16 protein-coding genes, 1 tRNA gene and 1 pseudogene are annotated in these 23,360 nt (G+C 72.6%); 17 read left to right on the top strand and 1 reads right to left on the bottom strand.

Features of this window, described 5'->3' with window-relative positions; all coding sequences use genetic code 11:
* Positions 1 to 59 precede the first annotated feature (59 nt).
* The 6 genes and pseudogenes from ACIQFZ_RS19395 to ACIQFZ_RS19420 all read left to right on the top strand — a co-directional run.
* Positions 60 to 1,235: a TadA family conjugal transfer-associated ATPase gene (locus ACIQFZ_RS19395; protein WP_383055807.1), complete on the top strand. Its 1,176-nt coding sequence runs from the start codon at positions 60 to 62 to the stop codon at positions 1,233 to 1,235.
* Positions 1,228 to 2,103 (top strand): type II secretion system F family protein, encoded by an 876-nt coding sequence (locus ACIQFZ_RS19400; protein ID WP_383055809.1) that lies wholly within the window; start codon positions 1,228 to 1,230, stop codon positions 2,101 to 2,103. The genes ACIQFZ_RS19395 and ACIQFZ_RS19400 overlap by 8 nt, the downstream gene beginning before the upstream one ends.
* A 29-nt stretch (positions 2,104 to 2,132) precedes the next feature.
* A complete protein-coding gene (locus ACIQFZ_RS19405) occupies positions 2,133 to 2,900 on the top strand; it encodes a type II secretion system F family protein (RefSeq protein WP_383055810.1) in 768 nt (255 codons plus the stop codon).
* Positions 2,901 to 3,035: 135 nt separating this feature from the next.
* On the top strand, positions 3,036 to 3,227 hold the full coding sequence (locus tag ACIQFZ_RS19410) for a DUF4244 domain-containing protein (protein WP_141359645.1): 192 nt from the start codon (positions 3,036 to 3,038) through the stop codon (positions 3,225 to 3,227).
* A gap of 49 nt (positions 3,228 to 3,276) precedes the next feature.
* Positions 3,277 to 3,624 carry a TadE family type IV pilus minor pilin gene (locus tag ACIQFZ_RS19415; RefSeq protein WP_402691762.1) on the top strand — a complete coding sequence of 116 codons (348 nt, stop codon included), beginning with the start codon at positions 3,277 to 3,279 and terminating at the stop codon, positions 3,622 to 3,624.
* Positions 3,625 to 3,640: 16 nt separating this feature from the next.
* Positions 3,641 to 4,069: pseudogene (locus ACIQFZ_RS19420) on the top strand (Rv3654c family TadE-like protein); the annotation flags it as partial.
* Between the two features lie 135 nt (positions 4,070 to 4,204).
* On the opposite strand, the gene ACIQFZ_RS19425 reads toward ACIQFZ_RS19420, so the two are convergent.
* On the bottom strand, positions 4,205 to 6,721 hold the full coding sequence (locus ACIQFZ_RS19425; RefSeq protein WP_402691763.1) for a DEAD/DEAH box helicase: 2,517 nt from the start codon (positions 6,719 to 6,721) through the stop codon (positions 4,205 to 4,207).
* 82 nt (positions 6,722 to 6,803) lie between these two features.
* On the opposite strand from ACIQFZ_RS19425, the gene bldG reads away from it, so the two are divergent.
* From bldG to ACIQFZ_RS19480, 11 genes are all read left to right on the top strand, one after another.
* On the top strand, positions 6,804 to 7,145 hold the full coding sequence (gene bldG / locus ACIQFZ_RS19430; protein ID WP_009189842.1) for an anti-sigma factor antagonist BldG: 342 nt from the start codon (positions 6,804 to 6,806) through the stop codon (positions 7,143 to 7,145).
* 106 nt (positions 7,146 to 7,251) lie between these two features.
* A complete protein-coding gene (locus ACIQFZ_RS19435; protein ID WP_365429593.1) occupies positions 7,252 to 7,683 on the top strand; it encodes an ATP-binding protein in 432 nt (143 codons plus the stop codon).
* 312 nt (positions 7,684 to 7,995) lie between these two features.
* A complete protein-coding gene (locus tag ACIQFZ_RS19440) occupies positions 7,996 to 10,401 on the top strand; it encodes a sodium-translocating pyrophosphatase (protein ID WP_383055817.1) in 2,406 nt (801 codons plus the stop codon).
* Between the two features lie 191 nt (positions 10,402 to 10,592).
* Entirely contained in the window at positions 10,593 to 11,216 is a 624-nt protein-coding gene (locus ACIQFZ_RS19445) for a small secreted protein (protein WP_383055819.1), read from the top strand.
* Positions 11,217 to 11,321: 105 nt separating this feature from the next.
* On the top strand, positions 11,322 to 12,875 hold the full coding sequence (locus ACIQFZ_RS19450; RefSeq protein ID WP_365774562.1) for a methyltransferase: 1,554 nt from the start codon (positions 11,322 to 11,324) through the stop codon (positions 12,873 to 12,875).
* Between the two features lie 323 nt (positions 12,876 to 13,198).
* Complete coding sequence (locus tag ACIQFZ_RS19455) at positions 13,199 to 13,396, top strand: hypothetical protein (RefSeq protein WP_365426333.1); 198 nt, start codon at positions 13,199 to 13,201, stop codon at positions 13,394 to 13,396.
* Positions 13,397 to 13,644: 248 nt separating this feature from the next.
* Positions 13,645 to 16,479 carry a type I DNA topoisomerase gene (gene topA / locus ACIQFZ_RS19460; protein ID WP_365426330.1) on the top strand — a complete coding sequence of 945 codons (2,835 nt, stop codon included), beginning with the start codon at positions 13,645 to 13,647 and terminating at the stop codon, positions 16,477 to 16,479.
* Between the two features lie 124 nt (positions 16,480 to 16,603).
* On the top strand, positions 16,604 to 19,885 hold the full coding sequence (tmk, locus tag ACIQFZ_RS19465) for a dTMP kinase (protein ID WP_402691764.1): 3,282 nt from the start codon (positions 16,604 to 16,606) through the stop codon (positions 19,883 to 19,885).
* A 140-nt stretch (positions 19,886 to 20,025) separates the two neighbouring features.
* Complete coding sequence (locus tag ACIQFZ_RS19470) at positions 20,026 to 21,231, top strand: DNA polymerase III subunit delta' (RefSeq protein ID WP_402691765.1); 1,206 nt, start codon at positions 20,026 to 20,028, stop codon at positions 21,229 to 21,231.
* 116 nt (positions 21,232 to 21,347) lie between these two features.
* Positions 21,348 to 22,967 carry an alpha/beta hydrolase gene (locus ACIQFZ_RS19475; RefSeq protein WP_402691766.1) on the top strand — a complete coding sequence of 540 codons (1,620 nt, stop codon included), beginning with the start codon at positions 21,348 to 21,350 and terminating at the stop codon, positions 22,965 to 22,967.
* Between the two features lie 116 nt (positions 22,968 to 23,083).
* Positions 23,084 to 23,157, top strand: a tRNA-Thr gene (locus ACIQFZ_RS19480).
* Positions 23,158 to 23,360 lie beyond the last annotated feature (203 nt).

A 23,360-nucleotide genomic window follows, 5' to 3' on the forward strand; every position in this document is an offset into this window, starting at 1 on the left:
ACCCGCGGACAGCCCCGGCGGGTGCGCTCCGCGAGCCCGCGCCTGTCAACGGGTCGCGGATGCCTGCCGAGTTGCTGGACGGCGTACGGCGGTGGCTCGCCGAGAGCGGGGCCGAGCCGACGCCCGCGCGGGTCGCGCAGGCCCTGCGCGAACAGGGCCGTGTGCTCGGGGACGCCGAAGTGCTCGGCGCAGCCGAGCAGTTGCGCTCCGAGCTGATCGGCAGCGGTCCGCTGGAGCCGCTGCTGGCCGATCCGTCGGTGACCGACGTCCTCGTGTCGGCTCCGGACCGGGTGTGGGTGGACCGGGGCGGCGGACTGGAGCGGACCGCCGTCGCCTTCCCCGACGCGGCGGCCGTACGGCGCCTCGCGCAGCGCCTGGCCGCCGTGGCCGGCCGCCGGCTGGACGACGCCCGGCCGTGGGTCGACGCCCGGCTGCCCGACGGCACCCGGCTGCACGCGGTGCTGCCTCCCGTCGCCGTCGGCTGCACCTGCCTGTCCCTGCGGGTCGTACGGCCGCGCGCGTTCACGCTGGAGGAACTGGTCGCGGCGGGCACGGTGCCGCCCGGCGGGGACCGCGTGCTGCGGGCGCTGATCGAGGCCCGGCTGTCCTTCCTCATCAGCGGGGGGACCGGAACCGGCAAGACCACGCTGCTCAGCGCGCTGCTCGGGCTGGCCGGGCCGGGCGAGCGGATCGTCCTCGCCGAGGACTCCGCGGAGCTGCGACCCGACCATCCGCACGTCGTCCGCCTGGAGACCAGGCCCGCCAACCAGGAGGGCGCGGGCCTGGTCACCCTCGAGGACCTGGTGCGGCAGGCACTGCGGATGCGGCCGGACCGGCTGGTCGTGGGCGAGGTGCGCGGCGGCGAGGTGGTCCATCTGCTGGCCGCGCTGAACACCGGCCACGAGGGCGGATGCGGCACGGTCCACGCCAACGCGGCGGCGGACGTCCCCGCCCGGCTGGAGGCGCTGGGCACCGCCGCAGGGCTCGACCGGACGGCGCTGCACAGCCAGTTGGCGGCCGCGCTGTCGGTGGTGCTGCACCTCGTGCGGGACCGCTCCGGGCGTCGGCGGATCGCCGAGGTGCGGGTGCTGGAGCGGGACGCGTCGGGACTGGTGCGGACCGTGCCGGCGCTGCGCTGGGGAGCGGAGGCATTCGTGGCGGAACGGGGGTGGGAGCGGCTGCGGGGGCTGCTCCGGACGGAGAGCGGGAGAGGGGGCGACGACCGCGATGGATGAGGGGTTCTCGGGCTCGGCCTGCGTGGCCGCGGGCGCGGTGTGTGCCGGGGCGGCCGTGTGGCTGCTGGGCGGCCGGCACTCCGCGGCACGGCGTGCGCGGTCGCTGCTCGCCGGCGGCGGGCCGGAGGGCACGAGGCCGCCGCTCTCGGGCCGGGTCCTTCGCGGACTGGCCCAGGGTCGAGGGCGGTTGCGCGCCGAGTGGTGGGCGCCGGCCGCGGGGATGGTGCTCGCGGTTCTGGGTGCCTCGGTGCTGCCGGTCGTCGCGGGGGCGGTCGGGGTGCCGCTGCTGCGCCGCACCCGGCTCGCCCGGGCGGCGCGCCGACGGCAGGAGCGGCGGGCGGACGCGGTGATCGCCCTGTGCGGGGCGCTCGCCGGAGAGGTGCGGGCCGGGCGGCAGCCGGGCGAGGCGCTGCTGTGCGCCGCGCGGGACTCGGGTGGGCTCGGCGACGCCCAGGCGGCGGTGCTGGCGGCGGCCCGGTTCGGCGGCGACGTGCCCGCGGCGCTCGCCGCGGCGGCCCGGCAGCCGGGCGCCGAGGGCCTGCGCGGCCTCGCGGCTTGCTGGCGAGTGGCGGTGGACCAGGGCGCGGGCCTGGCGGCCGGGCTGGACCGGCTCGAAGGCGCACTGCGGGTGGAGCGCGACCAACGCGCCGACCTGCGGGCCCAGTTGTCGGGTGCCAGGGCCACGGCCGTCATGCTCGCCGGCCTGCCGGTCCTCGGACTCCTGCTGGGCACGGCCATGGGAGCCGATCCCTTGCGGGTGCTGCTGCACACGGGAGCGGGACTGGGCTGCCTGGTCATCGGTGGCGTGCTGGAGGGCGCGGGGCTGTGGTGGGCCCTGCGGATCGTGCGAGGGGCGGAGGCGATGTGAGCGCGGGTGGTGCTGTCCACAGGTTGGGGATGGTCGCGGGGGTGGCGGTGCTCCTGTGGCTGTCGGTGAGATGGCTGGCGGCGATGGGCCGGGAGCGGAGCGCACGGCGGCGGATGGCCGCGCTGCTGGGGACGGAGCGTTCGGCAGAAGAGGCATGGCGCTCGCGCTCACGGCTCCTGGCGGCCGGTGCCGTCCGGCGGTGGCTGCCGGCGGTGGGTGTGGCCGGGGCCGGGTGGGTGCTGGTCGGCGGGCTCACCGGGCTCGCGCTCGGGCTGGCCGGGGCAGCCGGGATGTGGCAGTGGCGGCGGCGTATGGCCGGCCGCCCCGAAGCGGAGTCCGGCGCGGCCGAAGCCGCCCGTCAACTCCCGCTCGCGGCCGACTTGCTGGCGGCCTGCATCGCGGCCGGTGCCGGTCCTGTGATCGCCGCCCAGGCCGTCGGGGAGGCCCTGGGCGGCCCCGTCGGGGACGCACTGGCCCGGGGCGCCGCCCAGGTGCGGCTCGGCGGGCAGCCGGCCGACGCCTGGCGCGGACTCGCCTCGATACCGGGGGCCGCGGCCCTGGCACGGCTGCTGGAGCGGGCCGACGAGTCGGGCCTTCCCGCCGCTGGACCGGTGGCGCGGCTCGCGGCCGACGTCCGCGCCGACCGGGCGCGCACCGCGACGGCCCGGGCGCGCCGGGCGGCCGTGCTGGTCACCGCGCCGGTGGGGCTGTGCTTCCTGCCCGCCTTCGTCGCGGTGGGCGTGCTGCCCGTGCTGATCGGCCTCGCGGGCGGAGCGCTGAGCGGAGGTGGTGGCTGACGGCACCGGCGGAACGGATACGGGAGCAGCGAGTCGAGAACCAGCAGACAACCAGCGCACAACAGCCAACCGACAGACACCAGCCAACCAACAGACAACAGCCAACCAACAGACCAAGACCTTACGGGGGTTGAGATGTACGGAAAGGTGCGGGCACGGCTGCGTGCCCTGGCGCGCAGGGACGCGGGAATGGTGACGTCCGAGTACGCGATGGGGATCATCGCGGCGGTGGCGTTCGCCGTGCTGCTGTACGAGGTGGTGACGAGCGGCCAGGTCAAGACGGAGTTGCAGAACATCGTGAAGCGAGCGCTCAGTGCGCGGATGTGAACGGGCACGGGCGCACCGGGCCGAACGGCAAGGCACCGACGCGGGGTTCGTGACGGCGGAGGCGGCCATGGTCCTGCCCGTGCTGGTGCTGGTGGTGACGACGCTGGTCTGGGTCCTGCTGGTCGTACTCGCGCAGATCCAGTGCGTGGACGCGGCCCGGGCAGGGGCCCGGGCCGCCGCCCGCCAGGACCCGGACGGCGCGGTCACCCGAGTGACGCGGGACGTGGCACCGCACGGGGCGAAGGTCACGGTGACCCGCCGGGGAGACCACGTGCACGTGGTCGTCGTGGCCGACCCGCCGGGGCTGGGGGTGCTGCCCTTCCGGCTGAGCGAGGAGGCCGTGGCGGAGGCGGAGGACACGCTCGGGACGCGCGCACAGCGGGGGACGGGGACATGAAGCGGAGGACGGGGACATGAGGTGCCGCATTCCGGTCCTCTGCGGCCTTCGCCGGCTCATCGGTGGCGGACGTGGCACACGCCGTCGGTCCGACCGCGGTTCCGCCACCGTGTGGAGTGTCGGGGCGATCGCCCTGCTCTGCGTGGTGTTCGGCATCGGTCTCGCCCTGGGGCAGGCGGTGGTCGACCGGCACCGCGCGGCCGGGGCCGCCGACCTCGCGGCACTGGCGGCGGCGGGCCACTGGGCCGAGGGCGGTGCCGCCGCGTGCGCCCGGGCGGACGAGGTGGCCCGGGCACAGGGCACCCGGCTCGTCCGGTGCGCGATCGTGGGCGACACCTCGGACGTCACGGCGGCGGCGAAACGGGGACCCTTCACCGCGGAGGTGAGGGCGAGAGCGGGACCGGCGGCGCAGGCAGACGTCCCGGTGGGACCGGCGGGGCCTGGAGGGCCCATGGCAGGGCCTACGGCCCCCGCAGCATCCACGGCAGGGAATGGCAGGGTCCACGGCTTCCGCGGGATCCATAGCGGGGCCTACGGCTCCCACAGGGCCGATGGCGCCTGTGCCTTTCACCCGCGTGGGCTAAGCCTCCGCATCCATCTCCGCCTCCGCCTGCGTCTCCGCCTCCGTCTGCATCTCCGCTTCCTTCTCCTCCGGGGCCGCCTTCAGCAGCACCGTCAGCAGGCGCACGGCCCCCCTCTTGTGCAGCGGGTCGTTGCCGTTGCCGCACTTGGGGGACTGGATGCAGGACGGGCAGCCGGAGTCGCACTCGCAGGAGGCGATGGCCTCGCGGGTGGCGGAGAGCCAGGCGCGCGCGGTGTGGAAGGCGCGTTCGGCGAAGCCCGCGCCGCCCGGATGGCCGTCGTAGACGAAGACCGTGGGCAGCAGGGTGTCGGGGTGCAGCGGGACGGAGACGCCGCCGATGTCCCAGCGGTCGCAGGTCGCGAACAGGGGCAGCATGCCGATCGACGCGTGCTCGGCGGCGTGGAGGGCGCCACCGAGGATCTCCGGGTTGATACGGGCCTCGTCGAGCTGGTCCTCGGTGACCGTCCACCACACCGCGCGGGTGCGCAGCGTACGAGGAGGGAGATCGAGTTTCGTCTCGCCGAGCACTTCACCGGTGATGACACGTCTGCGCAGGAAGGAGACCACCTGGTTGGTGACCTCGACGGAGCCGTAGCACAGGCGGCCGTCGCCCCAGGGCACCTCGACGTCCGTCTCCAGGACGGAGATCGCCGTCGTGTCGCGGGCGACCGTCGTGTACGGCGGGGCGGCCTCCTCGACCAGGGCGGCCGAGTCGTCCAGATCGAGGGAGCGCACCAGGTACGTACGGCCCTGGTGCAGATGGACCGCGCCCTCGTGGACCGTCGTGTGCGCGGCGCCCGCGTCGACCGTGCCGAGCAGCCGGCCGGTACCGGCCTCGACGATCTGCACCGGCCGTCCGCCCTCGCCGCGGATGTCGGTGAGGTCCGCGGCCCGCTCCCGGCGGGTCCAGTGCCAGGCCTTCGTCCGGCGGCGCAGCAGCTTCGCGGCCTCCAGCTGCGGCAGCAGCTCCGCGCAGGCCGGGCCGAACAGTTCGGTGTCCTCCTCGGTGAGCGGCAGCTCGGCGGCGGCCGCGCACAGGTGCGGGGCGAGGACGTAGGGGTTGTCGGGGTCGAGGACCGTGGACTCGACCGGCTGGTCGAACAGGGCCTCGGGGTGGTGGACGAGGAAGGTGTCCAGCGGGTCGTCGCGGGCGACCAGCACCGCCAGGGCACCCTGACCGGAGCGCCCCGCGCGGCCCGCCTGCTGCCACAGGGAGGCTCGGGTGCCCGGGTATCCGGCGATCAGCACGGCGTCCAGGCCGGACACGTCCACGCCCAGCTCCAGGGCCGTCGTGGCGGCCAGGCCCAGGAGCTCGCCGGAGTGCAGGGCGCGTTCGAGGGCGCGGCGCTCCTCGGGCAGGTAGCCGCCCCGGTAGGCCGCGACGCGCCGGGACAGCGGACGGTCGATCTCGGCCAGCCGCTCCTGGGCGATCACCGAGATCAGCTCGGCGCCGCGCCGGGACCGTACGAAGGCGACCGAGCGCACGCCCTGGAGGGTGAGGTCGGTCAGCAGGTCGGCCGTCTCGGCGGTGGCGGTGCGCCGGACGGGCGCGCCCCGTTCGCCCCGCAGCTCGGTCAGCGGGGGCTCCCAGAGGGCGAACACCAGTTCACCGCGGGGCGAGGCGTCGTCGGCCACCTCCACCACGGGCAGACCCGTGAGGCGGCGCGCGGCCACAGCGGGCTCCGCGGCGGTCGCCGAGGCCAGCAGGAAGACCGGAGAGGCGCCGTAGCGCGCGCACAGCCGGCGAAGGCGGCGCAGGACCTGGGCGACGTGGGAGCCGAAGACGCCCCGGTAGGTGTGGCATTCGTCGACGACCACGTACTTCAGGGCGCGCAGGAAGGAGGACCAGCGGGGGTGGGAGGGCAGGATCCCGCGGTGCAGCATGTCGGGGTTGGTCAGGACGTGGTTGGCGTACTGGCGGATCCACTCGCGTTCCTCGGGCGGGGTGTCGCCGTCGTACACCGCGGGGCGTACGGCCTTGCCCAGCGGCCGGGCGAGTTCCTTCACCGCACGGCACTGGTCGGCCGCGAGAGCCTTGGTGGGGGCCAGGTACAGGGCGGTGGCGCCGCGGCCGTTGGCCGCCTCGGAACCGTCCAGCAACGTCGAGAGCACCGGGACGAGGTAGGCCAGCGACTTGCCGGACGCGGTGCCGGTGGCGACGACGACGGAGTCGCCGTCCAGGGCGTGTTCCGCCGCGCGCGCCTGGTGCGCCCACGGGTGCTCGATCCCGCACGCCTGGACCGCCGCGATCACCTCCGGCCGAATCCGGTCGGGCCAGACGGCATGGCGCCCCGCGCGCGGGGGCAAGTGCTCCGTATGAGTGATGCGCGCAGCCCGGCTCTGCCCCGCGGCGAGCCGGTCGAGAACCGCGCCCGGCGCCAGGCGGGTTGCGGGGGCAGCCGGGGATCGATCGGATCGGTGATTCTTGGCCATCGGCACCGAGTCTGTCACCGACGTGCAGGACAATGGGACCAAGGCGTCGTGCACGCCTGCCGGTAAGTGATTGAATGCCATCGCGGCTGGCGAACCGTCCCGGGGGCTTCAAGCCGAGGTGTCCTGAGGGGCGACCGCTCGATAGCAAGGTGCTGGAGGATCCGTGGACCTGTCCCTGTCGACCCGTACCGTCGGCGATCGTACGGTCGTCGAGGTCGGTGGCGAAATCGACGTATATACCGCGCCCAAGCTGCGCGAGCAGCTGGTCGAGCTGGTGAACGACGGGAATTTCCACCTCGTCGTCGACATGGAGGGCGTGGACTTCCTCGACTCCACCGGGCTCGGCGTGCTGGTCGGTGGCCTGAAGCGCGTGCGTGCCCACGAGGGCTCGCTGCGCCTGGTGTGCAACCAGGAGCGCATTCTCAAGATCTTCCGTATCACCGGTCTCACCAAGGTGTTCCCGATCCACACCTCGGTGGACGAAGCGGTGGCAGCGACAGACTGACCACCGGCCCCGGGCAGGTGACCGGGGTGGAACAGCCCAAACGGGGGGCCGGGCATTTCGGCGGCCCGGTCCTCCTACAGCACGCCCGTAGCTCCGAGGGGGATGCATGGCCACCGTCGAACTCCGTTTCAGCGCGCTGCCCGAGCACGTCAGGACCGCCCGTCTGGTGGCGGCAGCGGTGGCGCGCAGGGCCGGAGTGGACGAGGCCGTCCTCGACGAGGTCAGACTCGCCGTCGGCGAGGCCTGTTCCCGGGCCGTGGGGCTGCATCGCAACAGCGGGATCTCGGCACCGGTGACGGTGATGCTGACCGAGGAGGAGAAGCAGTTCTCCATCGAGGTCGGCGACGAGGCCCGGCACGCGCCGTACCACGCCGGGGACGCCCCGGGCACGGCGGACGAGGCGGAGGCCGAAGAGGACGAGATGGGCCTCGCGGTCATCAGCGGCCTCGTCGACGACGTGGAGGTTTCGGCAGGGGAGCACGGCGGGTTGATCAAGATGACCTGGCCGACCACACCGCCGGTCGCGACGCTTCCCTGACGCACCTCACCCGTTCGGCGCACCACACGAGGGCCCTGCTTCGCAGGGCCCTTCTTGTTGCACGGCCGCCTCCACCAGGTACATTGAATTCGTGAATGAATTCACGACCGGTCGGCAGATCATTTGATCAAGCAGTGATCGAGGGTCAATGGTTTTGAACCATTACCTCTTTCGGGTTCCGTGGCGTGACGTCGATCATTTGCTGAAGAGCAGGTGAAGGGCAATTCGGTTGGCCGCGCTCTGTTTTGATCAGGTTCCGCTACCTACAATCCGTCCACATCTTGAGCTCAGCCCAAGCGTCAAGGAGGACGAATGGCGGGGCTTTCTACCCCTCATCAGTTGGGCCACCCCACAACCTTCGCAGCTGCAGTGCTGACCAACGACAATCGGATCATCGTGGCGGTCATCGCGGCCGTCGCGCTGGCCGCGCTCGTGGTCGCAGGCGTCCTGGTGCGCCAAGTGCTCGCGGCGGGCGAGGGCACCAGCAGCATGAAGGAGATCGCTGAAGCGGTCCAGGAAGGCGCGAACGCCTATCTGGGCCGCCAGTTGCGCACGCTCGGCGTATTCGCCGTGGTCGTGTTCTTCCTGCTCATGCTGCTGCCCGCGGACGACTGGAATCAGCGCGCCGGACGATCGGTGTTCTTCCTGATCGGGGCCGCCTTCTCGGCGGCCACCGGCTATATCGGCATGTGGCTCGCCGTGCGCAGCAATGTACGTGTCGCCGCGGCGGCCCGTGAAGCGACCCCTGCGGAGGGTGAGCCGGAAAAGGATCTCACCGCCGTCTCGCACAAGGCAATGAAGATCGCTTTTCGCACCGGCGGCGTCGTCGGCATGTTCACGGTGGGGCTCGGCCTGCTCGGCGCCTCCTGTGTGGTGCTGGTGTACGCGGCCGACGCGCCGAAGGTGCTGGAGGGCTTCGGCCTCGGTGCCGCGCTGATCGCGATGTTCATGCGTGTGGGCGGCGGCATCTTCACCAAGGCCGCCGACGTCGGCGCCGACCTGGTCGGCAAGGTCGAGCAGGGCATTCCGGAGGACGATCCGCGCAATGCCGCGACCATCGCCGACAACGTGGGCGACAACGTCGGCGACTGCGCGGGCATGGCGGCCGACCTCTTCGAGTCGTACGCCGTCACGCTGGTCGCCGCGCTGATCCTCGGCAAGGCGGCCTTCGGCAACGACGGGCTCGCCTTCCCGCTGCTCGTGCCGGCCATCGGTGTGATCACCGCCATGATCGGGATCTTCGCGGTGGCGCCGCGCCGCGCCGACCGCAGCGGCATGAGTGCGATCAACCGCGGTTTCTTCATCTCCGCGGTGATCTCACTCGCCCTGGTCGCGGCCGCCGTCTTCGTCTATCTGCCGTCGTCGTACGCCGGTCTCACCGGTGTCACCGACGCGGCGATCAGGGGCAGGGACGGCGACCCGCGGATCCTCGCCCTGGTCGCGGTGGGGATCGGCATCCTGCTGGCCGCCGTGATCCAGCAGCTGACCGGCTACTTCACCGAGACCAACCGGCGTCCGGTCAGAGACATCGGCAAGACCTCGCTCACCGGTCCGGCCACCGTCGTCCTCGCCGGTGTCTCCGTGGGCCTGGAGTCCGCGGTCTACACCGCCCTGCTGATCGGCCTCAGCGTGTACGGGGCCTTCCTGCTCGGCGGTACGTCGATCATGCTGGCGCTGTTCGCGGTGGCGCTGGCCGGCACCGGACTGCTCACCACGGTCGGCGTGATCGTCGCCATGGACACCTTCGGCCCGGTCTCCGACAACGCCCAGGGCATCGCCGAGATGTCCGGCGACGTCGAGGGCGCGGGCGCCCAGGTGCTCACCAACCTGGACGCGGTGGGCAACACCACCAAGGCCATCACCAAGGGCATCGCCATCGCCACCGCCGTCCTCGCGGCCTCGGCGCTCTTCGGGTCGTACCGGGACGCCATCACCACCGGCGCGCGTGACGTCGGGGAGAAGCTGACCGGTTCGGGTGCGCCGATGACCCTGATCATGGACATCTCGCAGCCCAACAACCTGGTGGGCCTCATCGCCGGCGCGGCGGTCGTCTTCCTGTTCTCGGGGCTGGCGATCAACGCGGTGTCCCGGTCGGCGGGTTCGGTGGTGTACGAGGTGCGCCGGCAGTTCCGTGAGAAGCCCGGGATCATGGACTTCAGCGAGAAGCCGGAGTACGGCAAGGTCGTCGACATCTGCACCAAGGACGCCCTGCGCGAGCTCGCCACACCCGGGCTGCTCGCCGTCATGGCGCCCATCTTCATCGGGTTCACGCTCGGGGTCGGTGCGCTCGGCTCCTATCTCGCGGGCGCGATCGGCGCGGGCACGCTGATGGCGGTGTTCCTCGCCAACTCCGGTGGCGCCTGGGACAACGCCAAGAAGCTGGTCGAGGACGGCAACCACGGCGGCAAGGGCAGCGAGGCCCACGCGGCCACGGTGATCGGGGACACGGTCGGCGATCCCTTCAAGGACACCGCCGGCCCCGCGATCAACCCGCTGCTGAAGGTGATGAACCTGGTGTCGCTGCTCATCGCGCCCGCGGTCATCAAGTTCTCCTACGGCAGCGACAAGAGCCTCGGCGTACGGATCGTGATCGCGGTCCTGTCGCTGGCCGTGATCGTCGGCGCGGTCTACATCTCCAAGCGGCGCGGTATCGCCGTGGGCGACGACGACAACGCCGAACGGGTCTCCAAGTCGGCCGATCCCGCGGTGGTTTCGTAGGCGGTCTCATCCCGGGCCCAGCTCAGGAGACGGGCGGGCGGCGCGTACGACGCGTCGCCCGCCCGCCGTGTGTGCGGATGCTCTCCGTGAGCCTTCTCTCGCTTGGTGCAAATGGTCGCAAGACACCACACAAGTGGCGACCGACTCCCGGGTGTGGCCGACACGGCGTGTATCTTCCGGGGCCGAGAGCCATGGAAGGGACCAACCCGGTGAACAAGAAGCTCGCGGCCGCAATGTCCGGCGGTGCGGTACTCGTACTGGCACTGACGGGCTGCACCAGCAGCGCTGCCGACAGCAAGAACGACGCGCTGAACACCTGGGCCAAGCAGGTGTGTGACGCGGTGCAGCCGCAGGCGAAGAAGATCGAGGCCGCCAACGCCGCGATCCAGAAGGAGACCTCGGACAACAGCGAGCCGGCCCAGGTCCAGAAGACCGACGCGCAGGCCTTCCAGGACATGGCCGACGCCTACAAGGCCATCGGCCAAGCCGTGAACACCGCCGGCGCACCCGAGGTCGACAACGGCGGGAAGAAGCAGCAGGACGCGGTCAGGGAGCTCAACGGCCTGGCGGCCTCGTACACCTCGCTGAAGCAGCAGGTGGACAAGCTCGACACCAAGGACCAGGCCAAGTTCGCGGACGGCCTCAAGGAGGTCGCCACCCGGCTGGACAAGCTGAGCCGGACCGGGAACGACGCGCTGAAGAACCTCGAGGAGGGTGACGTCGGCCGGGCGATGGCCCAGCAGCCGAGCTGCAAGTCCGCCTCCGCCTCCGCCACCCCGTCCACCTCGGGCTCGTCCCCGGCGACGAGCGGCTGACGCACGCGGACAGGCGCTCGGGCAGGCACACAGAGACGCACGCGGGCACGCGCGCAGACACACGCAGGCACACGCGCGCGTGCGCTGTCGGAGTGAGCCGACACAATGGGGGGCGTGAGTGACACCAGCCTGCCCGCACTGCCCGCCTCCGACCGACCGGACGTCGCCGCCCGGCTCAGGGACGCCCTGCTCGGCGCCTCCTTCACCGCCGACGGACTGCTGGAGCTGCTCGGCGCGCCCGCGTACGCGGCGCTGGCGCGCGCCGAGACCGTGCCCGCGCTCCGGGCCACGCGCGGCGACACGCCGCTGGAACTGCTGGTCCGGCTGTTCCTGCTCCAGCAGCCGGTGCCGTACGCGCGCGTGGCGGGCGTCCTGCCCGTCGAGGCGTGCCTGGAGACCGGCTGGCTGGTGCGTGCCGGCGCGGACGAGGTCGCCGCGACCGTGGACGTCCGGCCGTACGGCGGACTCGACGGCGAGGACTGGTTCATCGTGTCCGACCTGGGCTGCGCGGTGGGCGGCGCGGGCGGGATCGGCAGCCGCGACGAGGGCGTCGTCCTCGGGGTCGGCGGCGCCTCCACGACGCTGGCCGGCATCACGGTCCGCACGCCGGTCGGCTCCGCGCTCGACCTCGGCACCGGCTCCGGCATCCAGGCGCTGCACGCCGGCCGGCACGCCACGCGCGTGACCGCGACCGACGTCAACCCACGCGCGCTGCACATCACCGCCCTCACGCTCGCGCTGTCCGGCGCGCGGGCCGCCGATCTGCGTCAGGGCTCGCTGTTCGAACCGGTCCACGACGACGAGCGGTTCGACCTGATCGTGTCGAACCCGCCCTTTGTGATCTCCCCGGGCGCCCGGCTGACGTACCGCGACGGCGGGATGAGCGGGGACGATCTGTGCCGCACGCTCGTTCAGGAGGCGGGCGACCGCCTGAACGAGGGCGGGTTCGCGCAGTTCCTCGCCAACTGGCAGCACGTCGAAGGGGAGGACTGGCAGGACAGGCTCAGGTCATGGGTGCCCCGCGGGTGCGACGCGTGGATCGTCCAGCGTGAGGTGCAGGACGTCACGCAGTACGCCGAGCTGTGGCTGAGGGACGCGGGCGACCACCGCGGCGACGCCGCGGAGTACCAGGCGCGGTACGACGCCTGGCTGGAGGAGTTCGAGGCGCGCAAGGTCAGGGCCGTGGGCTTCGGCTGGATCACGCTGCGCAGGACGGGCACCGTGACGCCCTCGATCACCGTGGAGGAGTGGCCGCACCCGGTGGAGCAGCCGCTCGGCGACACCGTCCGGGCGCACTTCGCCCGCGTCGACTATCTGCGGGACCACGACGACGCGGCCCTGCTCGACGGTCACTTCCGGCTCGTGCGCGAGGTGGTCCAGGAGCAGGTCGGGCTCCCCGGCGCCGAGGACCCCGAGCACGTCGTGCTGCGTCAGAACCGCGGGATGCGCCGGGCCACCACGGTGGACACGGTGGGCGCCGGCTTCGCCGGTGTCTGCGACGGCACGCTGAGCGCCGGCCGCATCCTGGACGCCATCGCCCAGCTGGTGGGTGAGAACCCGCTCCTCCTGCGCGACCGCACTCCGGCCCAGATCCGCCTGCTGGTGGAGCAGGGTTTCATCGAACCGGCGCAGAAATCGGTGGAGGAACCGGCTCGGTGACCGGTTCATGCGACCGATGAGGCCCGTGCGCCCCTGAGTGCTCGCCGGGCCCACAGGGACTACTGGGACGGCGGCGAGTTCTCGTCGTTCTCGGGGCGTGTGGGCCGTTTCGATGGTGCTCCGACAAGGTTTTCGATCTTTGCCGGGGCCGAGCCGGAAAAACGCGGGAAAAAAGCGGAGAGCTTGATTCCCGTCACCTCGCGGAGGCGGCGGAGCGTCGCCCCGCGAGCGGGTCGACTCCTGTTCACCGCAGGTTGGTGTCGTCGTCGCCCGCGGGTGTCAGCCTCCCGTACCGGGGCATCCGGGGACGGGAGGGGGCGTACATGGAGAGCGGGCCGGCGATCTTCGCGGGAACGGTGTTCTCCCTGTTCGGAGCGGCTTTGCTGGGCTGGACGGCGGTCCGGGTCCGGCACCGGGAACCCGTCGCCCACGGCCTGCCCCGCACCGCGTCGGCGACCGTCGCGACCCTGGCTGCAGTCGCCGCCCTGACTGTCGGCGTGTGGTGCTTCGGGCGCCTGTGACGGCCGCCGCTCCTGTCCGGTCTCCGTAACTGAGAAATCACCCTCCGCATCAGCCCGAACAGCCTGGTGAGCAGTCCGGGCGGCAGGAAGGGGGGTAGTCGGGTTACCGTTCGAGTGGCCGTTGCGGGCTTTTCCCGTTTGACACGGGGGCGGGATGTACCGTCACACTCCGCAGCGTCACCACCACCCGACCCCCGGGAAATCAAGGCCTGGGGAGGCTCAAGCGTCGACCGGAGAGAAGAGCGAAGTTGTCCCCGACCAGCGAGACCGCACAGGGCGGCCGCCGACTCGTCATCGTCGAGTCGCCTGCCAAGGCGAAGACGATCAAGGGCTACCTCGGCCCCGGCTACATCGTCGAGGCGAGCGTCGGGCACATCCGCGACCTTCCCAACGGTGCCGCGGAGGTGCCCGAGAAGTACACCGGCGAGGTCCGCCGCCTCGGTGTGGACGTGGAACACGACTTCCAGCCGATCTATGTCGTCAACGCGGACAAGAAGGCCCAGGTCAAGAAGCTCAAGGATCTGCTGAAGGACTCCGACGAGCTCTTCCTCGCCACCGATGAGGACCGCGAGGGCGAGGCCATCGCCTGGCATCTCCAGGAGGTGCTCAAGCCGAAGATCCCGGTCAAGCGGATGGTCTTCCACGAGATCACCAAGGACGCCATCCGGGAGGCGGTCGCCAACCCGCGCCAGCTCAACCAGCGGCTGGTCGACGCCCAGGAGACGCGGCGGATCCTCGACCGTCTCTACGGCTACGAGGTCTCGCCCGTGCTGTGGAAGAAGGTCATGCCGCGGCTTTCGGCGGGCCGGGTCCAGTCCGTCGCGACACGGCTCGTGGTCGAGCGGGAGCGCGAGCGCATGGCGTTCCGTTCCGCCGAGTACTGGGACCTGACCGGCACTTTTGCCACCGGCCGCGCGGGTGACGCGAGCGACCCGTCGTCGCTGGTCGCCCGGCTGCAGACCGTCGACGGCAGGCGGGTCGCGCAGGGCCGCGACTTCGACTCCCTGGGGCAGCTCAAGAGCCCGAACACCCTCCACCTCGACGAGGCCACCGCCCGCGCCCTGGCCGCCGCCCTGGAGGACACCCGCTTCTCCGTCCGGTCCGTCGAGTCCAAGCCGTACCGCCGCTCGCCGTACGCGCCGTTCCGTACGACGACGCTTCAGCAGGAGGCCAGCCGCAAGCTCGGCTTCGGCGCGAAGGCGACGATGCAGATCGCCCAGAAGCTGTACGAAAACGGCTACATCACGTACATGCGTACGGACTCCACGACCCTGAGCGACACGGCGATCACCGCCGCCCGCGCCCAGGTCACCCACCTGTACGGCGCCGACTACCTGCCGCCGCAGCCCCGTACGTACGCCGGGAAGGTCAAGAACGCGCAGGAGGCGCACGAGGCGATCCGTCCTTCGGGTGATCGTTTCCGCACGCCCGCCGAGACCGGCCTGAGCGGCGACCAGTTCAGGCTCTACGAGCTGATCTGGAAGCGGACGGTCGCCTCCCAGATGAAGGACGCGACCGGGAACAGCGTGACCGTGCGGATCGGCGGCGCCGCGGCCGACGGCCGGGACGTCGAGTTCAGCGCGTCCGGCAAGACGATCACCTTCCACGGTTTCCTCAAGGCGTACGTCGAGGGCGCCGACGACCCCAACGCCGAGCTCGACGACCGCGAGCGCCGGCTGCCCCAGGTCGGCGAGGGCGACGCGCTCACGGCCGAGGAGATCACGGTCGACGGCCACGCCACCAAGCCCCCGGCCCGCTACACCGAGGCCAGCCTGGTCAAGGAGCTGGAGGAGCGGGAGATCGGCCGCCCGTCGACGTACGCGTCGATCATCGGCACGATCCTCGACCGCGGCTATGTGTTCAAGAAGGGCACGGCCCTGGTGCCGTCCTTCCTGTCCTTCGCCGTGGTCAACCTCCTGGAGAAGCACTTCGGGCGGCTCGTCGACTACGACTTCACCGCCAAGATGGAGGACGACCTCGACCGCATCGCGCGCGGCGAGGCGAAGGCCGTGCCGTGGCTGAAGCGCTTCTACTTCGGCGAGGGCACCGGCCACGGCGGCGCCGCCGAGGCCGGCAACGGCGACGGGGACCACCTCGGCGGGCTCAAGGAGCTGGTGACCGACCTGGGCGCGATCGACGCGCGCGAGGTGTCGTCGTTCCCCGTGGGCAACGACATCGTGCTGCGGGTCGGGCGCTTCGGCCCGTACATCGAGCGCGGCGAGAAGGATTCCGAGCAGCACCAGCGCGCCGACATCCCGGACGACCTGGCCCCGGACGAGCTGACCGTCGAGCTGGCCGAGAAGCTGCTGGCCGAGCCCAGCGGCGATGTCGAGCTGGGCACCGACCCGGCCAGCGGCCACACGATCGTCGCCAAGAAGGGCCGCTACGGGCCCTACGTCACCGAGGTGCTCCCCGAGGGCACCCCGAAGACCGGCAAGAACGCGGTCAAGCCCCGTACGGCCTCGCTGTTCAAGTCGATGTCCCTGGACACCGTCACCCTGGACGACGCCCTGAAGCTGATGTCGCTGCCGCGCGTCGTCGGCGCCGACGCCGACGGCCAGGAGATCACCGCGCAGAACGGCCGCTACGGCCCGTACCTGAAGAAGGGCACGGACTCGCGCTCGCTCCAGTCCGAGGACCAGCTCTTCACGATCACGCTGGAGGAGGCGCAGGCGATCTACGCCCAGCCCAAGCAGCGGGGCCGCGCGGCCGCCAAGCCGCCGCTCAAGGAGCTCGGCCAGGACCCGGTCAGCGGCAAGCCGGTCGTGGTGAAGGACGGCCGCTTCGGCCCGTACGTCACCGACGGCGAGACCAACGCGACCCTGCGCTCCGGCGACAGCGTCGAGGAGATCACTCCGGTGCGCGGTTTCGAGCTCCTCGCGGAGAAGCGCGCCAAGGCCCCGGCCAAGAAGACCGCGAAGAAGGCCGTCGCCAAGAAGACGACGGCGAAGAAGACGGCGTCCACGGCCGCGAAGAAGACTGCGGCGAAGAAGACGACCACCGCCAAGAAGACGGCCGCCAAGAAGACCACCGCGAAGAAGGCCACCGCGAAGGCGACGGCCGCCAAGGCGGCGGAGGACTGATCGCACCGCGGATCCCTCGCGGCGCCTTTGCGAAAGGCACGCCCCGGCATCACTTTGGTGTCGGGGCGTGCGCACGTCCGGACGGTCACTCCGTGCTGTCGGTGGGTCCCGATAGGCTGAACGCATGACGCGAGCCGAGCAGCCAACGGCCCACACCTCCGCACCCGACGACGCACTCATGGCCGATTCCCGCGAGCGCGCCGTGCGCGCCCTGCTGCGCCGGCCGCAGCTGCGGCGGCTGTGGAGCGCCCAACTGGTGGGAGGTGTCGGGGACACCCTCGCACTCCTGGTCCTGGTCGTCCTCGCCCTCCAGGCGGCGGTCGCCGCGGGCCCCTTCGGCGGTGGCTACCGGGGTGTGGCCTTCGCAGTGGCGACGGTCTTCGGAGCGCGCATCCTGGCGACGCTGCTCTTCGGAGCGGTCCTCCTCGGACCCCTCACCTCGCTCACCTCCCAGGAGGGACCGCTCGACCGGCGCTGGACCATGGTCGGCGCCGACGGTCTGCGCGCCGCCCTGCTGATCGTCGCCCCCCTGTGGATCGACTGGACGCCGGACGACGCCCTGGCCTTCCTCCTGGTCACCGTGTTCGTGACCGGGGTCGCCGAGCGTTTCTGGAGCGTGTGCCGGGAGGGCGCGGCCCCCGCGCTGCTGCCCGCCCCGCCTCCGGAGGGCGCCACGGTGCGCCCGCTGCCGGACCACATGGACGCCCTGCGCCGCCTGTCGCTGCGGACCACCTTCCTGGCGATCCCGCTGGCGGCCGCCGCCCTGGTCGCAGCCTCGCTGCTCAACAACCTCCTGGGCACCGGCGTCGCCTGGTTCGACCAGCACCAGGCGGCCCTTGGCTCGTACGTCGCGGCAGGCCTGTTCGCCGCGTCCCTGTCCGTGCTGACCTACCTGGAACTGCCCGGCACCCGCACCCCGCGCCCGCGTTCGCCGCTGGAGGGGCTGCGCCGCCCGAAGACGGGCTCCGGCGTCGACAAGGGCCGCACGGGTGCCGTTCCGCTGCTCGTGCTCGCCTGCGCGTCCGTCGCCGGGGCGATCGCCGCCGCGGTCGCCGTCTGCGTGCTGCACGCCACGGACCTGCGCGGCGGCCCGGTGCTGTACGGGCTGGCGGTGCTCGCCCTGACCGGCGGGGTCGCCGTCGGCATCCGTACGGCGCCGAAGGCGCTGGTCTCCCTGTCGCGGCGGCGGCTGCTGGCCCTGACGATCGCGCTCACCGGCGTCGCCCTGCTCGCCGCCGGGCTGGTCCCCGACGTCACCACGGTCCTGCTGATCCTCGCGCTGGCCGGAGTCAGCGCGGGCGCCGCCGCCAACACCGGGCACACGCTGCTCGACCAGGAGGCCGAGGACTACCGCAAGCCGCGCATGACCGAGCACCTGCACGCGGTGGTACGGGTCTTCGTGGCGCTCGGTGCCGTGCTCGCCCCCGTGGTCGCGGCCGGGATCGGCCCGCACCGCCTCGAGGACGGCCGGTTCGTGTTCGCGCACGGCGGCGCCGCGTTCACGCTGATGCTGGTCGGCGCGCTGCTCCTGCCGGTGGCCGCGCTGGTCCTCGCCAAGGTCGACGACCGCTCCGGCGTACCGCTGCGACAGGACCTCGTCGACGCCCTGCGGGGCGGCGACGACCCGGTGACGGCCCCCGCCGAGTCCGGATTCTTCATCGCCCTCGAAGGCGGCGACGGCGCCGGCAAGTCCACGCAGGCCGAGGCGCTCGCCGACTGGATCAGGTCCAAGGGCCACGAGGTCGTCCTCACCCGCGAGCCGGGCGCCACTCCCGTGGGCAAGCGGCTGCGCTCGATCCTGCTGGACGTGTCCTCGCAGGGCCTGTCCCACCGCGCGGAGGCGCTCCTGTACGCCGCCGACCGCGCGGAGCATGTCGACACGGTCGTACGGCCCGCGCTGAAGCGGGGCGCCGTCGTGATCACCGACCGGTACATCGACTCCTCCGTCGCCTACCAGGGCGCTGGCCGCGACCTGTCCCCGACGGAGATCGCGCGGATCTCCCGCTGGGCGACGAACGGTCTTGTGCCGCATCTGACGGTCCTGCTGGACGTCTCGCCGGAGACCGCCCGTGAGCGGTTCACGGAGGCGCCCGACCGTCTGGAGTCGGAGCCGGCCGAGTTCCACGCGCGCGTGCGGTCCGGTTTCCTGGCGCTGGCCGCCGCCGACCCCGGCCGTTACCTCGTGGTGGACGCCGGGCAGGAGCCCGAGGCTGTGACCACGGTCGTCCGGCACCGGCTCGACCAGATGCTGCCGCTGTCCGAGGCCGAGCTGAAGGCGCAGGAGGAAGCGCGGAAGAAGGCTGAGGAGGAGGCGCGCCGCAAGGCCGAGGAGGAGGCCCGGCGCAAGGCCGAGGAGGAGCGCCTGGAGCGCGAGCGCCAGGAGCAGCTGGCCCGGCTGCGCGCCGAGGAGGAGGAGCGCAAGCGGCGCGAGCTGGAGGAGGCGCAGCGGCGCGAGGCCGAGCGGCAGGCCGAGGAGGCCCGGCAGCGTGCCGAGGAGGCCCGGCGCAAGGCCGAGGAGGAACAGGCCCGGCTGCTCGCGGAGGAGCGCGCACGGGCGGAGGCCGAGGCGCGCCGCAAGGCCGAGGAGGAGCAGCGGCGCCGGCAGGCCGAGGAGGAGGAGCGGCTGCGCGCCGAGGCCGAGGTGCGGCGGCTGGAGAAGCAGCGCAAGGCCGAGGAGGCCCTGCTGCGGGCGGAGGAGGCCCGGCGGGCGGCGGAGCAGGCCACGGCCACCGCGCAGTCGGGTCCGCGGCGGTCCACGGAGCCGACGGCCGCGGCGGTGCCGCCGGAGGAGGTGACCGTGCCGACGCCGCTGGTGACGCCGGCGAACGCCTCGGGCGGGCCCGCGGACGAGACGGCGGTGCTGCCGCCGGTGCGGGACGAGCGGGGGAGCGGTAAGCCGTCGGGCGAGGGCTCGGACCAGGGGTCGGGCCGGGGCTTGAGCGAGGGCTCCCGTGGGACGTCGCGCGGGTCGGTGGAGCCGGGGCCGCGGACGGCGGGCGAGTCCGAGTCCGAGGTGACCGCGAAGCTGCCGAAGCCCGTGGTTCCGCCGGGGGCCGCCGACGAGACCGCCGTACTGCCGGCTTTCACGCCGGGAGCCGCGGACGAGACGGCGGTCCTGCCTCCCGTGCGCGGGGAGGACCCGGCGGACCGGGTTCCGCCCGGTTTCTTCCGGGACGAGCGGGGCGAGCGGTCGCCGGCCGCGCGGCCCGACCGGGGCGACGACCGTACGCGGGAGCTGCCCCAGGTCGACGCCGAGTCGGTCGCCCGGCGGCGGCCACGGCCGGACTGGGCCGAGGAGACGCCGCTCGACGACCTGCCGACCCTGGCGGACGAGCTGCTGGGCCCGCGCGAGGACGGCAAGGGGCTCGACGACGGCGACGGCGGCCGGGGGCGGGGCCGGCGCTGAGCCGTCGGACGGGCGCCGATCGAGGTGATCGGGGCGACGGTGCGCCTGCCGATTCGGGTGAGGCCGCCCGCCGTGTTGTCAGTGGTGGCCCGCACAATGGATCCTGCACCACGAACCATGACGAAAGGGCGGCGTGACCCATGAGCGTGTGGGACGACCTCGTCGGGCAGGAGAAGGTCAGCGAACAGCTGAGCGCCGCTGCCCGGGACGCCGACGCCCTGGTCACCGCGGCCGCCACGGACGCGCCGCCGCCCGAGGCGTCGAAGATGACGCACGCGTGGCTGTTCACGGGACCGCCCGGCGCGGGGATCACGCAGATGGCGAGGGCCTTCGCCGCCGCCCTCCAGTGCGTGAGCCCCGACCGCGCCCTCGGCGGCGTCCCCGGCTGCGGATTCTGCGACGGCTGCCATACGGCGCTGGTCGGCACCCACGCCGACGTCAACACGATCGCCGCCGTGGGTACGCAGATCCTCGCCGACGACATGCGGGACACCGTGCGCAAGTCGTTCACCGCCCCGGCGACCGGCCGCTGGCAGGTGATCCTCGTGGAGGACGCCGAGCGGCTGAACGAGAAGTCCGCCAACGCCGTGCTGAAGGCCGTCGAGGAACCCGCCCCGCGCACCGTCTGGCTGCTGTGCGCCCCCTCGGTCGAGGACGTCCTGCCCACGATCCGCTCCCGCTGCCGCCATGTGAACCTGCGCACGCCGTCGGTGGACGCCGTCGCCGACATGCTCGTACGCCGGGAGGGCGTCGAACCCGCCGTCGCCGCCGCCGCGGCCCGCGCCACCCAGGGCCACATCGACCGGGCCCGCCGCCTGGCCACCGACCCGGCCGCACGCGAACGCCGCACCTCCGTCCTGAAGCTCCCGCTGCGCGTGGACGATATAGGCGGCTGCCTCCGGGCGGCCCAGGAACTGGTCGACGCGGCAGCGGACGACGCCAAGGCGCTCGCGGAGGAGATGGACGCCAAGGAGTCCGAGGAGCTGAAGACGGCGCTGGGCGCGGCCCAGGGCGGCCGGCTGCCCCGCGGTACGGCGGGTGTGATGAAGGACCTGGAGGACAAGCAGAAGCGCCGCCGCACCCGCACCCAGCGCGACAGCCTCGACCTCGCCCTGACCGACCTCACCGGCCTCTACCGGGACGTCCTGGCCCTCCAGCTCGGCTCCCGCGTGGCCATCGCCAACGCGGACGTCGAGGACACCCTGGAGCGCCTCGCCCGCGGCAGCTCGCCCGAGTCCACCCTGCGCCGCATAGAGGCGATCGCCGCCTGCCGCGACGCCCTCGACCGCAACGTGGCCCCGCTCCTGGCGGTGGAGGCGATGACGGTGGCCCTGAGGGCGGGCTGACGAGTACGCCGAGTGCGCCGAGAACGCCGAGGCCACCGGCGTCGACGGCGTCACTCGTACGGGGAATGCCCCGCACGTAACGCACTCATCCGATCGCGGAGAGTTACGCTCGCTGGATGCACATCAGGCGCGCCCTTCGTCCGAACAGCAGCAGAGGCCCCCGGCCCCGAACCCCCCGCCGTGCGGCCCGCGCGGGCGGCACTCTCCTGGCGGCCGCCGCCCTGCTGGTCTCGGCCTGCTCCCCCGGCACCACGCAGCGCCGGACCGAGCCCGCGGCGGACGCGGCGCTGGCCGCGCTGCCGCGGGCCACGCCTCCCATCCTGTCGCCGTACTACGAGCAGAAGCCGTCCTGGCGCAGCTGCGGGGTGCCCGGCTTCGAGTGCACGACGGTCAGGGCGCCGCTCGACTACGACCGGCCCGACGCGGGTGACGTCCGGCTGGCCGTGGCCCGTAAGAAGGCGGCCGGCCCGGGCAAGCGGCTCGGCTCACTCCTGCTGAACCCGGGCGGACCGGGCGGCTCGGCCATCGCCTATCTCCAGCACTACGCCGGCGTCGGGTACCCGGCCGAGATCAGCGCCCGCTACGACCTCGTCGCGATGGACCCGCGCGGGGTCTCCCGCAGCGAGTCCGTGCAGTGTCTCGACGACCGGGACATGGACACGTACACACAGACCGACTTCACGCCCGACGACAGCAAGGAGACCGACGCGCTCGTCGCCGCGTACCGCAAGTTCGCGGAGGGCTGCGGCGCGCGCGACGCCCGCCTGCTGCGGCACGTCTCCACCATGGAGGCGGCGCGCGACATGGACATCGTGCGCGCGGTGCTGGGCGACGGGAAGCTGAACTACGTCGGCGCCTCGTACGGGACGTTCCTCGGGGCCACGTTCGCCGGCCTGTTCCCGGACCGCGTCGGCCGCCTGGTCCTGGACGGGGCGATGGACCCCTCGCTGTCGGCGCGCCAGATGAACCTGGACCAGACGGCGGGCTTCGAGGAGGCCTTCCAGTCGTTCGCGAAGGACTGCGTACAGCAGAGCGACTGCCCGCTCGGCGGCCGCAGCGCGACGCCGAAGCAGGTCGGCGACCAGCTCGCCGCCTTCTTCCGCAAACTCGACGCCCGGTCGATCCCCGCCGGTGACGCCGGCGGCCGCCGTCTCGGCGAGTCCCTCGCCACCACCGGGGTCATCGCGGCGATGTACGACCAGGCGGCCTGGCCGCAACTGCGCTCGGCACTGGCGTCGGCGATGAAGCAGAACGACGGCTCCGCCCTGCTGGCCCTCTCCGACAGCTACTACGAACGCGACTCCGGCGGCCACTACAGCAACCTGATGTACGCCAACGCCGCTGTGAACTGCCTGGACCTGCCGGCCCCCTTCGCCGGCCCCGAGCAGGTGGAGAAATCCCTCCCCGCCTTCGAGAAGGCCTCCCCGGTCTTCGGCCGCGGCCTCGCCTGGAACACGCTGAACTGCGCGTACTGGCCGGTGAAGCCCACCGGCCGGCCCCACCGCATCGAGGCCAAGGGCGCGGCCCCCATCGTGGTCGTCGGCACCACCCGCGACCCGGCGACCCCCTACCGCTGGGCCCAGTCCCTGTCCCGCCAGCTCTCCTCGGCCCGCCTGCTGACCTACGACGGCGACGGCCACACCGCCTACCGCCGCGGCAGCCGCTGCATCGACTCCGCGATCAACACCTACCTCCTCCAGGGCGCCCCTCCGGCTAACGGAAAGCGCTGCTCGTAACCACCGCGCCCCACCCCGGCGCCCGGCCCCAGGGGCGCCCCGGGGCGTGTGCGAAGCACCCCCGGGAACTGTGTAGACTTACCGAAGTTGCCGATCGCATCATGATGCGGCAGCGTGCCGCTTTAGCTCAGATGGCCAGAGCAACGCACTCGTAATGCGTAGGTCTCGGGTTCGAATCCCGAAAGCGGCTCTTCCTGGAACCCCAGGTCGGAACCTCTCCGACCTGGGGTTTCCTCGTTCAGCGGACGCGGCGACGGCGGCGGGAGCGGGCCGCGCGGGTGTCGGCGGTCTCAGTTCTGGTCTCAGTGGGGCCCGGATCGGGGTCCGAGGGAGATCTGGGAGTGGCCGACACCACCGTTGACCTGTACCGGCGCGGCATGATGCCGCTGATCG

Origin of the sequence: Streptomyces sp. NPDC093064, from assembly GCF_044754605.1 — a bacterium.
GTDB lineage: Bacteria > Actinomycetota > Actinomycetes > Streptomycetales > Streptomycetaceae > Streptomyces.